This window comes from Plantactinospora sp. KLBMP9567 (assembly GCF_033446045.1).
In the GTDB taxonomy this organism is placed as follows: Bacteria; Actinomycetota; Actinomycetes; order Mycobacteriales; family Micromonosporaceae; genus Plantactinospora.
Genome location: NZ_JAWQRR010000011.1, coordinates 137145 through 149747, shown reverse-complemented (window position 1 = coordinate 149747; position 12603 = coordinate 137145). Strand labels below are relative to the sequence as shown.

Sequence of the window (12603 nt, the reverse complement as noted above, 5' to 3'; positions counted from 1 at the left end):
CGACCGGCCTTGGACGGCCGGCGTACCCGTGGAGCCGGGCACCGTGCGGATCGCCGTCGACCTCCTCGGCGGGGACGAAGCTCCCGCCGTCGTGGTTGACGGCGCTCTGCGGGCGTTCCGCGCTGATCCCGACCTGCGTCTTCTGCTCGTCGGCCCCGTCGAGGTGGCCGACGAGCTGATTGCCGTGCTCCGCCCGGCCGAGCGGGACCGGGTCGCCGTGCGGCCGGCCCGCGACGTGGTCGCGATGAACGGGGACCCGGCCGCGATCGTCCGCTCCGACAACACCATCCAGGCCGCGGTGGCGGCCGTGGCCGAGGGCGCGGCCGACGCGGTGGTCTCGGCCGGCGCGACCGGCGCGACCGTCACCGCCGCCGTGCTCGGCTTCGGACGCTGGCCCGGCGTACGCCGACCGGCGCTGGTCGCCACCCTGCCCGCCCTGGACGGCCCGGTGGTACTGCTCGACGTCGGCGGCTCCCTGGAGGCCCGACCGGGCACCCTGGCCCGGCACGCCGTACTCGGTGCGGCCTACGCGGCGGTCACCCACGGGGTGTCGCGGCCCCGGGTCGGGCTGCTCTCGATCGGTACCGAGCCGGGCAAGGGCGACCGGATCCGCCGGGCCGCCGACCCGGCGCTGGCCGAGCAGGATCTGCCGGCCGGCGCCCGGTACGTGGGCCTGGTCGAGGGGTACGACGTGGCGCTCGGCAACCGGGCCGACGTCGTCGTCACCGACGGGTTCACCGGAAACGTCCTGCTCAAGGGGATCGAGGGCGCGTACGCGATGGCCGGCGGCCCGCCTGCCGGCGGTGGCCCGCCACGCGCCGCCACCCTGCTCGGGGTGGCCGGTGCCGTGGTGGTCTGCCACGGTGCGGCCCGGGAAGACGACGTCGCGTCGGGCATCGCGCTCGCCGCCCACCTGCACCGCCGCCGGAGCATCCCGGCGGTGTCCGCGCTGCTCGCCGAGTCCATCGCGGCCGGTCGGGCCACCGGCACCGGGGTGACGGCATGAGCGAGCGTAGCGCGCGAATCAGCCAGCTCGGTGCGGACAAGCCTCGGTGCGGACAAGCTTCGTGGCGGCGAAGCGGAGTACCGGCATGAGTGAACACACCAGCCAGCTCGGCGCCCGGCCCCGGCACGTCCACCACAGGGGCGGCGGAGATGGCGTGGGCGAGCGCAACGAGCGAATCGGCCAGCCCAACTGCCCGGGTCGGGGCGGCGGCCGGCGAAGCGAGGAGACGGCATGACCAAGGACAAGCGGCGGCGACCGCCGACCACGCACCTGGAGGCGGCGTTCGGGGTCGCCCTGGACCCGGACCTGCTGGAGCGGGCCCTCACGCACCGGTCGTTCGCGTACGAGAACGGTGGCCTGCCGACCAACGAGCGGCTGGAGTTCCTCGGCGACTCGGTGCTGGGTGTGGTGATCACCACCGCGTTGTTCCACAACCATCCGGACCTGCCCGAGGGGCAGTTGGCGAAGCTGCGGGCCAGCGTGGTCAACATGCGGGCGCTGGCCGACGTCGCCCGGCGGCTCGGCCCGGACGGACTCGGGCCGTACCTGCTGCTGGGCAAGGGCGAGGAGAGCACCGGCGGGCGGGACAAGGCGAGCATCCTCGCCGACACCCTGGAGGCGCTGCTCGGCGCGATCTACCTCCAGTACGGCCTGGACACCGTCGCCATCGTGATCCACCGGCTCTTCGACCCGCTGATGGCGGAGTCGGCCGGCCGGGGGGCCGCGCTGGACTGGAAGACCAGCCTCCAGGAGCTGACCGCCGCACTCGGGCTGGGCGTACCGGAGTACCGGATCGACGAGGCCGGGCCCGACCACGCCAAGACCTTCACCGCCTGGGTGGTGGTGGCCGGCCGGAAATACGGCGGTGCCGACGGCCGCAGCAAGAAGGAGGCCGAGCAGCGGGCCGCCGAGGCCGCCTGGCGGACCCTCTCCGAGCAGCAGAACGAGCCGGCCGCCGCCGCGACGACCGTCGCCGAGCCGGTCGCCGCCGAGCCCGCCGCCGTTCCGGCACCGGACGGCAGCGGACCGGCATCCGACGGCACCGGTCCGGCCGCCGAACCGGACGCCGGACGGCCGGTCGTCGCGGCCTCCGGCGGGCCGGCCGACGCCGACCGTGGCAACCCGGATACGGTCGGCGACGCCGTCCCGAGCTGAACGAAGGTGGTACATGCCTGAGCTGCCCGAGGTGGAGACGGTCCGGGAAGGGCTGTCCCGCTGGGTGACGAGTCGGCGGATCGCGGCCGTCGAGGTACGCCATCCGCGCGCCGTACGCCGGCACCTGCCCGGCGCCGAGCACTTCGCCGCGGTACTCGCCGGACGGACGATCCTGGACGCCCGCCGTCGCGGCAAGTACCTGTGGCTGCCACTGGACAGTGATGACGCGATCGTCGGACACCTCGGCATGTCCGGGCAACTGCTGGTCCGGCCGACCGAGGCGGCCGACGAGACCCATCTGCGGATCCGGTTCACCTTCGACGACGGGGGCACCGACCTGCGCTTCGTCGACCAGCGCACCTTCGGCGGCCTGGCGGTCTCGGAGGGCGGCGCGACCCTGCCGGCCGAGATCGCGCACATCGCCCGCGACCCGATGGACCCGGAGTTCTCCGACACCGACTTCGTGGCCGCGACGCGACGGCGACGCACCGAGGTCAAGCGGGCGCTGCTCGACCAGACCCTGATCTCCGGGGTCGGCAACATCTACGCCGACGAGGCGCTGTGGCGGGCCGGCCTGCACGGCGCCCGGCCGACGGAGGCGCTCACCGGGCCGGCGGTCGCCCGACTGCTCGGCCACGTCCGGGACGTGCTCGGCGAGGCGATCAAAGAGGGCGGCACCAGCTTCGACGCACTCTACGTCAACGTCAACGGCGAGAGCGGCTACTTCGACCGCGAACTGAACGTGTACGGCCGGGAGGGCCTGCCCTGCCGGCGCTGCGGCACGCCGATCCGCCGCGAGGCGTTCATGAACCGGTCGTCGTTCAGTTGCCCCCGCTGCCAGCCCCGACCCCGGACGGCGGCGCGGCCGACCCGCTGAGGCGGTCAGGGCGGGCAGACGTCCCGGCGTACCCCGAGGTCCCGGTCCTTGCGGATCGAGGTGAGGCCGTAACCGACCGAGGTGGTGCAGAAGTCGGCGGTCGACCCCTGGTACTCGACGTGGAACACCGGCTTCCCGGCCTGGGTGAACGGCACCAGCCGGGCACACTCGGTACGCCGGACGCACTCCTCGTTGACCGCGAAGTCGAAGTACGGCTCCAGCGCCAGCACCTGGTCGATGTCGTTGGCGAGCCCGGGGGTGAGTTGCGCCTGCCGGGCCAGCTCGGCGACGCGCCGGTTGAAGGCGAGCTGGTCGTCGAAGGTCAGCGGAAAGCCGGACCGGTGCGTGTAGCCGTCCATCCCGACCGGCAGTACCGCGACGAACCTCTTGCCCCGGCAGAGCCGGAACCGGTCGGCGAGTACCGGTTCGAGTACCGACCACTGCCGGATGTCCAGCCACCGGCCGCGCGGCGTACCCGACGGCTGGCCGGGCACCCGGGCCGGCGCACCGAGTACGCCGGCCGGAAAGCGTGCCGCGTCGGGGCGGGACTCCTGGTAGATCCCGGCCTCGACGTGGCAGACCAGACGCCGCCCGTCCGCCCGTAGCCGTCGGGCGGTCTCCAGCGATATCAGGAAGCCGTCGAGCACGTACACCTCGGCGTCGACGGTCGGATCGAGTTGACCGCTGACCTGCCACTGCCAGCTCGGGGTCGGGCCGCCCGGCCACGGTGGCACCTCGGACCGGTCCGGCAGGAGGCGACACCCCTGGGTCGGCAGCAGCAGCGCGACCGCGAGGACCAGCCCGGCCGCCCGGTGTATCCCGGACACTCATCCAGCAGCGCTGAGCACGGCTGCGCACCCCCTCGTACCGGCCAACGAGTCAGCCCGTACGTCGGGCACGGCGGCCGGAGAGGTGCCGCCGGAGCCGCAGCTAAGCCGGCCGGGCCGGACGGGCCAGCCAGCCGGCCGGCCGGGCCGGACCCGGTCAGCCGATCCGGCCGAGGGCGGCAACCGATCCGGGCGAGAGGGGCCGCCGATCCGGGCAAGGGGCCAACCGATCCGGGCGAGAGGGTCAGGCGACCGCGCCGAACACCTGGGTCCAGTAGAGCCGGCCGTCGGCCCCGGTGGCCACCCCGACTCCCATCGCCCTGGCGTCGCAGTTGAGGATGTTGGCCCGGTGTCCGGAGCTGTTCATCCAGCCGTCCATCACGGCGGCGGCGTTCTCGTACCCCATGGCGACGTTCTCACCGATCGGCCGGTCGTAGCCGGCCCGCCGGGCCCGTTCCACGAAGTCGCTGCCGTCGCTGCCGGTGTGCGACATGTTGGTGTTCTCGCCCTGGTCCTGGCTGTGCAGCCGGGCCGCCTCGGCCAGATCGCTGTTGATCACCACTGCGGCGCACCCGTTGGCGGCGCGCTCCCGGTTGACGATCGCGAGTACCTGCGCCTCCTGGCTGCTCCCCGCCGCGCTGCCCCCGGACCCCGACCGGGCCGGCGTACGCCGCGCGGCCGGGCTGCTCGTCCGCGGCGACTTCGGCGCGGTGGTGGTGGCCTTGGGCTTCGGGGCGGGCCGGGTGGCGGTCGTGGTCGGCGTCGGGGTGGCGGTCTGCCCGGCGGTCCCGCTCGGCTCCGGCGTCGCCGGATCCGTGGCCTGCTCGGGGCCGGCCGCCTCGACGGCCGGCTGGTCGGCACGGCTGCCGGCCGGCGTGTCGGCGAGGCTCGGCGGCAGCAGGGCCGCACCGACGCCGAAGAGGCCGAGCAGCGCGGTCACCGCGATACCCAGGCCGACCGGGCCACGTAGCGGAGTGGGCCGGCGGTGCCGGCCGGATCCGTTCCGGTCGGAAGGGCCGCCGTCCGTCCGGAGGTCGCCGGACGGTACCCGGCGGCCCGGCACGCCGCCGGGGTCCCGGCCGAGCGCGAACGCGCCGAGGTCGGCCGGCTCGTCCGCCCAGCGTGCTGCGGCGTGCTCCCGCCGCCCGGTCGGCTCGTCCACCGGGTCGAGTCCGGCCCTTCGCCAGCGCTCGGTGGCCTCGTCCGTCCAGCCCGCCTCGCCGGGGTGCGGGAATTCGGTCGGCTCGTCCGACCAGCCTGCTCCGGTCCGCCGTCCGGTCCTGGTTGGCTCGTCCTGCCAGCCGCCGTCGGGGTACTGCCGGTGGTGGTCGGGCTCGTCCGACCAGTCCGGATCGGGGCGCTGGTCGGACCGGTCCAGGTCCGGATGCTGGTCCGGCAAGCCCAAGTCGGGACGGTTGACCGACCAGGCGGGCTCGGTGCGCCGGTCCGACCGGTCCGGGTCGGGGCGGTGGTGCGGGTCCGCCGTGCCGGGGTGTCGGGACGAGCGGGAGAGATCATCCGGATGACCGGCGGGGGCGGCCGGGTAGGCAGCACCGTTGTCGGGTCGGCCGGGCCAGTCCCCGCCGTCCTCCCAGTCGGTCTGCTCGTTCCAACCCTGCACGCCGTGCCTCCATTGCTTCCGGACCTCGGTTTTGCCTGGTCGCTGACCGTGCGGACGCTACGCGGGCCTGTCAGCCAGGGGCAACGTGGCTAAGGAAGATATAAGGGGGGACCCGCCGGCGGGATTGTGCGGTTGGCCAGGGGCGACGCCGATCTGGACATCGACGGCGGATAGACTCCGGTGGTCCGGACAGCGACCTGGTTCGTGCCTGCGCGGCAAGCCCTCGGCGATCGAGTGGTTGATGGCACAGGTGGCCTATGTCCCGGTGAACTTGACTCAGCCGGGACATCGGCACACTATGTAAGTGTCGCCAGTCGCGCCCGACCATGCCCGCGTATGCCTGCGGGCGGGTAGTCGCGTACGAGTTGGGCGCGCGTTGGCCGGCCTTTCCGGCAGCGCATTACAAGGAGACGATATGGCGAAGGCCCTCTACGGCCACGTTGGTGCGGCGCCCGACCGGCGCCTCCTCGACGAGGTCACCCGACTGCGTGCCAGGGTTCAGGCACTGGAGTTCGAGACGACGCGGTTGCGTGCCGAGAACGATCGGCTCGCGGCGGCGGTCGCCGAGGCAGACGACCTGCTGCGGCTGGCCGAGCCCGCACTGACCTGAGCTCCGGGCGTCGGGCAACCGGCGCCCCGCCTGACAACTGAATCGCACCAGAAAAAGCGCGCCGACACACCTGTGGCGGCGCGCAGTTCTGTTTCCCGGGTACGCCTGCTCCCACGCGCCCGTCGCCGGTCCGTCTCCGTCCGGCGACAGTACGGCGGCCCGGTCGTGTCCTGACCCGGCGCCGGTGCCGCGAGCCGGAGCAGAACCGGGCGGCCGCTGCGCTGCCCCGAGGGTGGTCTCTGCCGATCCGATACGCTGGTCGGGGCGTGCCGCGTCGAGCAGGACGACCGCCTCCGGGTTACCCTGCGGGTTGACCAGGCTCCCACCGCCGGGGGCAAACTCTCCGCCGAGTTCGGGCGCGGCCGAGCGGCTGACGACCCGGTCGGGGCGGTGCCGGACCGGGAGCGGGACGGACCGGGAAGCGCTGAGTCTGCCCGGCGGTCGCGCCGGACGAGGATCGGGAACGTGTATCTCAAGAGCCTGACGGTGAAGGGCTTCAAATCCTTCGCCTCCAGCACGACCTTCAAGCTGGAGCCGGGGATCACCTGCGTGGTGGGTCCGAACGGCTCGGGCAAGTCGAACGTCGTCGACGCGATCGCCTGGGTGCTCGGTGAGCACAGCGCGAAGGCGCTGCGCGGCGGCAAGATGGAGGACGTGATCTTCGCCGGTACCGCCGGCCGGGCGCCGCTGGGGCGGGCCGAGGTCACCCTGACGATCGACAACACCGACGGCGCGCTGCCGATCGACTACACCGAGGTGTCGATCACCCGCCGGATGTTCCGCTCCGGCGAGAGCGAATACGAGATCAACGGCGACTCCTGCCGGCTCCTCGACATCCAGGAACTCCTCTCCGACTCCGGTATCGGCCGGGAGATGCACGTCATCGTCGGGCAGGGCCAGCTCGACGCCGTACTGCACGCGAAGCCGGAGGACCGGCGGGCCTTCATCGAGGAGGCGGCGGGGGTACTCAAGCATCGCAAGCGCAAGGAGAAGGCGCTGCGCAAGCTCGACGCGATGCAGGTCAACCTGAACCGGCTGACCGACCTCACCGCCGAGCTGCGTCGCCAGCTCAAGCCGCTGGGCCGGCAGGCCGAGGTGGCCCGCCGGGCCCAGGGCATCCAGGCCGACCTGCGGGACGCCCGGCTGCGGCTGCTCGCCGACGACCTGGCCACGCTCCGCTCGACCCTGGACAAGGAGATCGCCGACGAGGCCGCCCTGCGGCAGCGGCGCGAGCAGGTCGAGGCGGAACACGCCGAGGTGCAGTCCCGGCTCGCCGAGCTGGAGGAGGCGCTCGCCGAGGACGCTCCGCTGCTCGCCCGGGCCCAGGACACCTGGTATCGGCTCTCCGCGCTCACCGAGCGGTTCCGCTCCACCGAGCAGTTGGCCCGGGAGCGGCTGCGGCACCTGAGCGCCACCCCGGACGACGAGCGCCCCGGCCGGGACCCGGACCGCCTGGAAGCCGAGGCCGAGGAGGTCCGCGCGCACGAGGAGGAGCTGCGTGCCGCCCTCACCGAGGACCAGATCCGGCTGGCCGAGGCGGTGGAGAGCCGCCAGCAGCTCGAACGCCAGCTCGCCGAGGCGGAACGCGCGCTGGTGGCGGCCGCGAAGGCGATCGCCGACCGGCGCGAGGGGCTGGCCAAGCTGACCGGGCAGGTCAACTCGGCGCGGGCGCGTACCGGCTCGGCGGCCGAGGAGATCGAACGGCTCGCCGCCGCGCACGCCGACGCGCAACTGCGGGCGGAGCAGACCCAGAACGAGCTGGATGCCGTTGCCGAGCAGTCCTCGGAGGCGGATCGGGACAACGCCGAGCTGGACGCCCGGCACGCCGAGGCGGTCGCCGCGCAGGAGGAGGCGGCGGCCCGGGTGCGTACCCTCTCCGACGCCGAACGGGCGGCGGAGAAGGACGCGGCGACCTGGAAGGCCCGGGAAGAGGCGCTGGCGATGGGGCTGCGCCGCAAGGACGGCGCCGGGGCGCTGCTGTCCCGCGCCGACCAGGTGCCGGGGCTGCTGGGCAGCCTGGCCGGGCTGTTGACCGTCGCGCCCGGGCACGAGGCCGCGCTGGCCGCCGCGCTCGGTTCGCTGGCCGACGCGGTCGCGGTCGCCGGGGTGGACGAGGCGGCCGAGGCGATGCGGTGGCTGAAGATCCAGGACGCCGGCCGGGCCGAGCTGCTGGTCGGCGGCCACGCCGGGCCGGGCATGATCGGCTCCCCGAGCTCGCTCCGTCCCGCCCTGCCGGACGGTACGCACTGGGCGCCCGACCTGGTCGGCTGCCCCGACGAGGTACGCCCGGCGGTGCACCGGGCGCTGCGCGACGTCGTACTGGTCGACACGCTCGAGGCCGCGACCAAGCTGGTGGCCGGCAATCCGGAACTCCGGGCGGTGACCGCCGACGGTGACGTGGTCGGCGGCTACGCGGCGGCCGGCGGCTCGGCCAAGGCACCGAGCTTCCTGGAGGTGCAGGCCGCGGTCGAGGAGGCCCGGGCCAACCGGCTCACCGCCGAGCAGACCATCGCCGAGCTGCGCGAGCAGCTCGGCGAGGCCCGCGAGGAGGTGGCCGAGCGCAAGCAGGAGGTGGCCGCCGCCGCAGCGGTGAAGCGGGACGCGGAGGGACAGCGCAACGCCGCCGCCCGCCGGCTCGCCGAGCTGGGCGCCGCCGCCCGCTCGGCCAAGGCCGAGATGGACCGGCTGGCCGAGTCGCGCGGTCGCGCCGAGCAGGCCCGGGAGCGGGACCTCGCCGGCCTGGCCGAGCTGGAGGAGCGGCTCCGGCTCGCCGAGGTCACCCCGATCGACGCCGACCCGTCCACCGAGGAGCGGGACGAACTGGCGGCGTACCTGCCGCAGGCCCGGCAGAACGAGATGGAGGTCCGGCTCGCGGTGCGTACCGCCGAGGAGCGGGTCGCCTCGATCGCCGGCCGCGCGGACTCGCTGGCCCGGCAGGCCGCCGCCGAGCGGGCCGCCCGGGAGCGGGCCGCCGCCCGACGGGCCGCCCGGGCCCGGGGCGCCGGCATCGCCCGGGCCGTCGAGTTCGGCGCCCGGGAGGCGCTGACCCGGCTCGCGGTCTCGCTGGCCGCGGCCGAGCAGACCCGGGACGAGGTCGCGGCGGCCCGGTCCGCCCGGGAGGCCGAGCTTCAGGAGGTACGCGGCGCGGCCAAGCGGCTCGGTGCCGACCTGGAGCGGCTGACCAGCGCGGTGCACCGGGACGAGGTGGCCCGGGCCGAACAGCGGCTGCGGATCGAGCAGTTGGAGGCGAAGGCGGCCGAGGACTTCGGGCTGGACGTGGAGACGCTGGTCGCCGAGTACGGCCCGCAGCAGCCGGTACCGCCGAGTCAGGCCGAGATCGCCGCCGCCGAACGGGACGACCGGCCGGCGCCGGAACCGGTGCCGTTCGAGCGGCCGGTGCAGGAGAAGCGGGCCGCGAAGGCGGAACGCGAGCTGGCCCTGCTCGGCAAGGTCAACCCGCTGGCCCTGGAGGAGTTCGCCGCCCTGGAGGAGCGCTACAAGTTCCTCTCCGAGCAGCTCGAAGACCTCAAGGCGACCCGCCGGGACCTGCTCACCGTGGTCAAGGACGTGGACGACCGGATCCTGGAGGTCTTCGCCAGCGCCTACCACGACACCGCCCGGGAGTTCGAGCAGGTCTTCACGGTGCTCTTCCCCGGCGGTGAGGGGCGGTTGGTGCTCACCGACCCGGAGGACCTGCTCACCACCGGCGTCGAGGTCGAGGCCCGCCCACCGGGCAAGAAGATCAAGCGGTTGTCGCTGCTCTCCGGCGGCGAGCGGTCGCTGACCGCCGTCGCCATGCTGGTGGCGATCTTCCGGGCCCGGCCCAGCCCGTTCTACATCATGGACGAGGTCGAGGCGGCGCTGGACGACGTCAACCTGGGCCGGCTGATCACCCTGATGGCCCAGTTACGGGAGAAGAGCCAGCTCATCGTCGTCACCCACCAGAAGCGCACGATGGAGGTGGCCGACGCCTTGTACGGCGTGACCATGCGCAGCGGCGTGACCCAGGTGATCAGCCAGCGGCTCAGCAACGAGGAGGACTGAATGGCCCGGCGGGAACGCCCGAACGCCCTGCTGGTGGAGCTGGACGGGGTGTTGCGCCGGTGGGATCCGGAGAGCACCGCCGCCGTCGAGCGCCGGTACGGGCTGCCGGCCGGCGCGCTCTACGACACCGCGATGCGGTGGTCGCTGCGGCAACCGGCGGTCACCGGGCAGCTCAGCCACGCCGACTGGCTGGCCGGGATCGCCGACGCGCTCGCCGAGCCGGCCGGTGGGCCGGACCGGGCGCGGGCGGCGGTGCAGGAGTGGCAGGCCGACCGGGGCACGGTGGATCCGGACGTGCTCGGCTTCCTCCGGGAGGTGCGCGCCGCCGGGATCCGGGTCGGGCTGGCCACCAACGCCACCGACCTGCTCGACTCCGATCTGGCGCTGCTCGGCCTGACCGACGAGGTGGACGTGGTGGTCAACTCCTCGAAGCTGGGCGTGCCGAAGCCGTCCAAGGAGTACTTCCAGCAGGCCTGCCTGGCCGTCGGTACCCCGCCGGCCCAGGTGCTCTTCGTCGACGACTCGGACCGGTCGGTGCGGGGAGCCCGGGTCGCCGGGCTGTCGGCGTACCGGTGGAACGGGCCGGCGGACCTGCCTTACCTGCGCGCCGCACTGGCCCGCTGACCTGCGGGTGGCCGAGAAGCTGGCCGCGCCCTTGGCGGGCCCCGCGCCAGGCGACCGCGTCGGCCGACTACTCGCCGGTGGTGCCGTCGAGGCGTTCCCGGATCAGGTCGGCGTGGCCGTTGTGCCGGGCGTACTCCTCGATCATGTGCAGGTAGACCCAGCGCAGGCTGATGTCCCTGCCACGGTTGCCGGGGAAGGTGTCGTCCAGGTCACGGCCGGCGACGGCCTGGCGGGCAAGTTCGATCTCGTCTCGCAGGGTGGCGAGGTCGGTCGCCGGGTCCGCGTCGGCGATGCCTTCGAGGTCGCGGTCGGGCTGTTCCGGGGTGTGGTAGAGCCACGGTACGTCGAGCCGGGCGAACTGCTGGCGGAACCAGTACCGCTCGTTGTCGGCGCAGTGCCGGACCAGGCCGAGCAGGGTCAGCCCGGAGGGTTCGACGCTGGCGGTGCGGAGCTGGTCGGCGGTCAGCCCGGCGCACTTGGTGAGCAGGGTCTGCCGGTGGAAGTCGAGCCAGCCGTCGAGCATGGTGCGCTCGTCCGCGACCACTGGTGCGCGGTGCCGGTCGATGTCGGGGGCGGTCCAGGTCATCGGGACATGATCGCATGATCACTCGCCCGCCCACCGCCGCCACCGGCCCCGCGCTGCGCCCCGCCCCGCCACCGTGCTCAAGGGCGTCAAGATTCTTGGCGAATTGTGGCTCGCCGCTAACCACAATTCGCCGAGAATCTTGGGCCGCATCTTCTTGTGTGGTCGCGGGGTAGTCGGCGTTGGGGGTTTGTGGTAGTTCTTTAGCGGGCTGGTAAGGCGGGTCCGGTCCGACCCGCAGATGAGGCCCGGTGGCCGGGACAGCACCCGGAAACCCTTACCTGTCGGCTTCACAGCCAAGCCGTTGCTAGTCGCCCGGTGGCGTTCGTCGCGCACGTCACCACGCTTCCCCGCGCCCAACAGTGGGAGCAACGGTTCCCGGGCGCCCGCCGACAGGAGACGATCGATGCATTCATCGCACCCGAGCAAGGTTTCGACACTGCGCGGCCAACTCCTCGGCCAGCAGTTGCGCGCGCTGCGCGAGGAGATCGGGCTGAGCCTGGAGGAGGCGGCCAGTTATCTCAACCGGGACCGCTCCGCACTCGGCCGGTTCGAACGGGCCGAATGGCCGTTCCCGCGCCCGGACGTACGACTGCTGCTCGACCTCTACGGCGTGGTTGACAAGGAGGTCCGGGAGCACTTCATCCGGCTCAGCGAGGAGGTCGGCCGCCGCCACGAGTGGGAGACCGAATTCGAGGACGCGATCTACGACAAGTCCTTCGTCGGCCTACCCTGGTTGGAGGAACGCGCCGCGCGGATTTGCGTCTTCGAACTCGGGCGGGTTCCTGGGTTGTTGCAGACGCCGGCATACGCGAGCGCGATCCTGCGGGAGGCGGAGGGAGACCAGCCTACCGACGAGCGGATCGACCGCTGGGTGGTGGCGCTGCGGCTGGCCCGGCAACGCGTGCTCACCGGCGCCAAACCTACCCGGTAGACCTGCGTGGTCGCCGGGGCGGTGCTGCGGGCCAGGATCGGCGGTGACCGGGTGATGCGGAGCCAACTCGACCACCTGGTGCAGTTGGCTCGGCAACGGAATATCGAGGTTCGGGTATTGCCGCTCGCCGCTGGCGCGAGCGTCGGCACGGATGGTCCGTTCCAGCTCTTCGAGCTACCCAAGCCGTTTCCGCCGGTGGCCTATGTGGAGCATTTGGGCGGACGGCTCTTCCTGGAATGGCCCAAGTCCACCCGGTTTGCCCAGGCGTACGATCGGCTCCGGGAGGTCGCGCTTGCCCGTGGGCACATCGGCCGAGCTGATT

At 73.4% G+C, this 12603-nt stretch carries 10 protein-coding genes and 1 pseudogene; 8 read left to right on the top strand and 3 right to left on the bottom strand.

From position 1 onward, the window contains the following. The first annotated feature begins 28 nt into the window (after positions 1 to 28). The 4 genes from R6Y94_RS09450 (at position 29) to mutM (ending at position 3038) form a co-directional block, all read left to right on the top strand. Entirely contained in the window at positions 29 to 1006 is a 978-nt protein-coding gene (locus R6Y94_RS09450; RefSeq protein ID WP_318395478.1) for a phosphate acyltransferase PlsX, read from the top strand. An 85-nt stretch (positions 1007 to 1091) separates the two neighbouring features. Continuing rightward, positions 1092 to 1241: a hypothetical protein gene (locus R6Y94_RS09445; protein ID WP_318395406.1), complete on the top strand. Its 150-nt coding sequence runs from the start codon at positions 1092 to 1094 to the stop codon at positions 1239 to 1241. Next, the gene (rnc, locus tag R6Y94_RS09440; RefSeq protein ID WP_318395405.1) at positions 1238 to 2161 is read left to right on the top strand and encodes a ribonuclease III; all 924 of its coding nucleotides are present in this window, start codon (positions 1238 to 1240) and stop codon (positions 2159 to 2161) included. Before R6Y94_RS09445 ends, rnc begins: the two co-directional genes overlap by 4 nt. A 13-nt stretch (positions 2162 to 2174) precedes the next feature. Continuing rightward, positions 2175 to 3038, top strand: a complete 864-nt coding sequence (gene mutM, locus R6Y94_RS09435) for a bifunctional DNA-formamidopyrimidine glycosylase/DNA-(apurinic or apyrimidinic site) lyase (RefSeq protein WP_318395404.1) — start codon at positions 2175 to 2177, stop codon at positions 3036 to 3038. A 5-nt stretch (positions 3039 to 3043) separates the two neighbouring features. Here mutM and R6Y94_RS09430 read toward each other — a convergent pair whose 3' ends face one another. Together R6Y94_RS09430 and R6Y94_RS09425 are read right to left on the bottom strand one after the other, a co-directional pair. Then, the gene (locus R6Y94_RS09430) at positions 3044 to 3865 is read right to left on the bottom strand and encodes an endo alpha-1,4 polygalactosaminidase (protein WP_318395403.1); all 822 of its coding nucleotides are present in this window, start codon (positions 3863 to 3865) and stop codon (positions 3044 to 3046) included. A 244-nt stretch (positions 3866 to 4109) separates the two neighbouring features. After that, positions 4110 to 5486 carry a CAP domain-containing protein gene (locus R6Y94_RS09425; RefSeq protein WP_318395402.1) on the bottom strand — a complete coding sequence of 459 codons (1377 nt, stop codon included), beginning with the start codon at positions 5484 to 5486 and terminating at the stop codon, positions 4110 to 4112. Positions 5487 to 5901: 415 nt separating this feature from the next. Between R6Y94_RS09425 and R6Y94_RS09420 the strand changes: the two genes are divergently transcribed. The 3 genes from R6Y94_RS09420 to R6Y94_RS09410 all read left to right on the top strand — a co-directional run bounded on the left by R6Y94_RS09420 (position 5902) and on the right by R6Y94_RS09410 (position 10764). Next, complete coding sequence (locus R6Y94_RS09420) at positions 5902 to 6096, top strand: hypothetical protein (RefSeq protein ID WP_101370286.1); 195 nt, start codon at positions 5902 to 5904, stop codon at positions 6094 to 6096. A gap of 465 nt (positions 6097 to 6561) precedes the next feature. After that, on the top strand, positions 6562 to 10140 hold the full coding sequence (gene smc, locus R6Y94_RS09415) for a chromosome segregation protein SMC (RefSeq protein ID WP_318395401.1): 3579 nt from the start codon (positions 6562 to 6564) through the stop codon (positions 10138 to 10140). Then, positions 10141 to 10764, top strand: a complete 624-nt coding sequence (locus R6Y94_RS09410) for an HAD-IA family hydrolase (RefSeq protein WP_318395400.1) — start codon at positions 10141 to 10143, stop codon at positions 10762 to 10764. Between the two features lie 67 nt (positions 10765 to 10831). Here R6Y94_RS09410 and R6Y94_RS09405 read toward each other — a convergent pair whose 3' ends face one another. Continuing rightward, entirely contained in the window at positions 10832 to 11350 is a 519-nt protein-coding gene (locus R6Y94_RS09405) for a DinB family protein (protein WP_318395399.1), read from the bottom strand. A gap of 238 nt (positions 11351 to 11588) precedes the next feature. Between R6Y94_RS09405 and R6Y94_RS09400 the strand changes: the two are divergent. Then, positions 11589 to 12569 (top strand): annotated as a pseudogene (locus R6Y94_RS09400) (helix-turn-helix domain-containing protein); the annotation flags it as partial. Between the last annotated feature and the right edge of the window lie 34 nt (positions 12570 to 12603).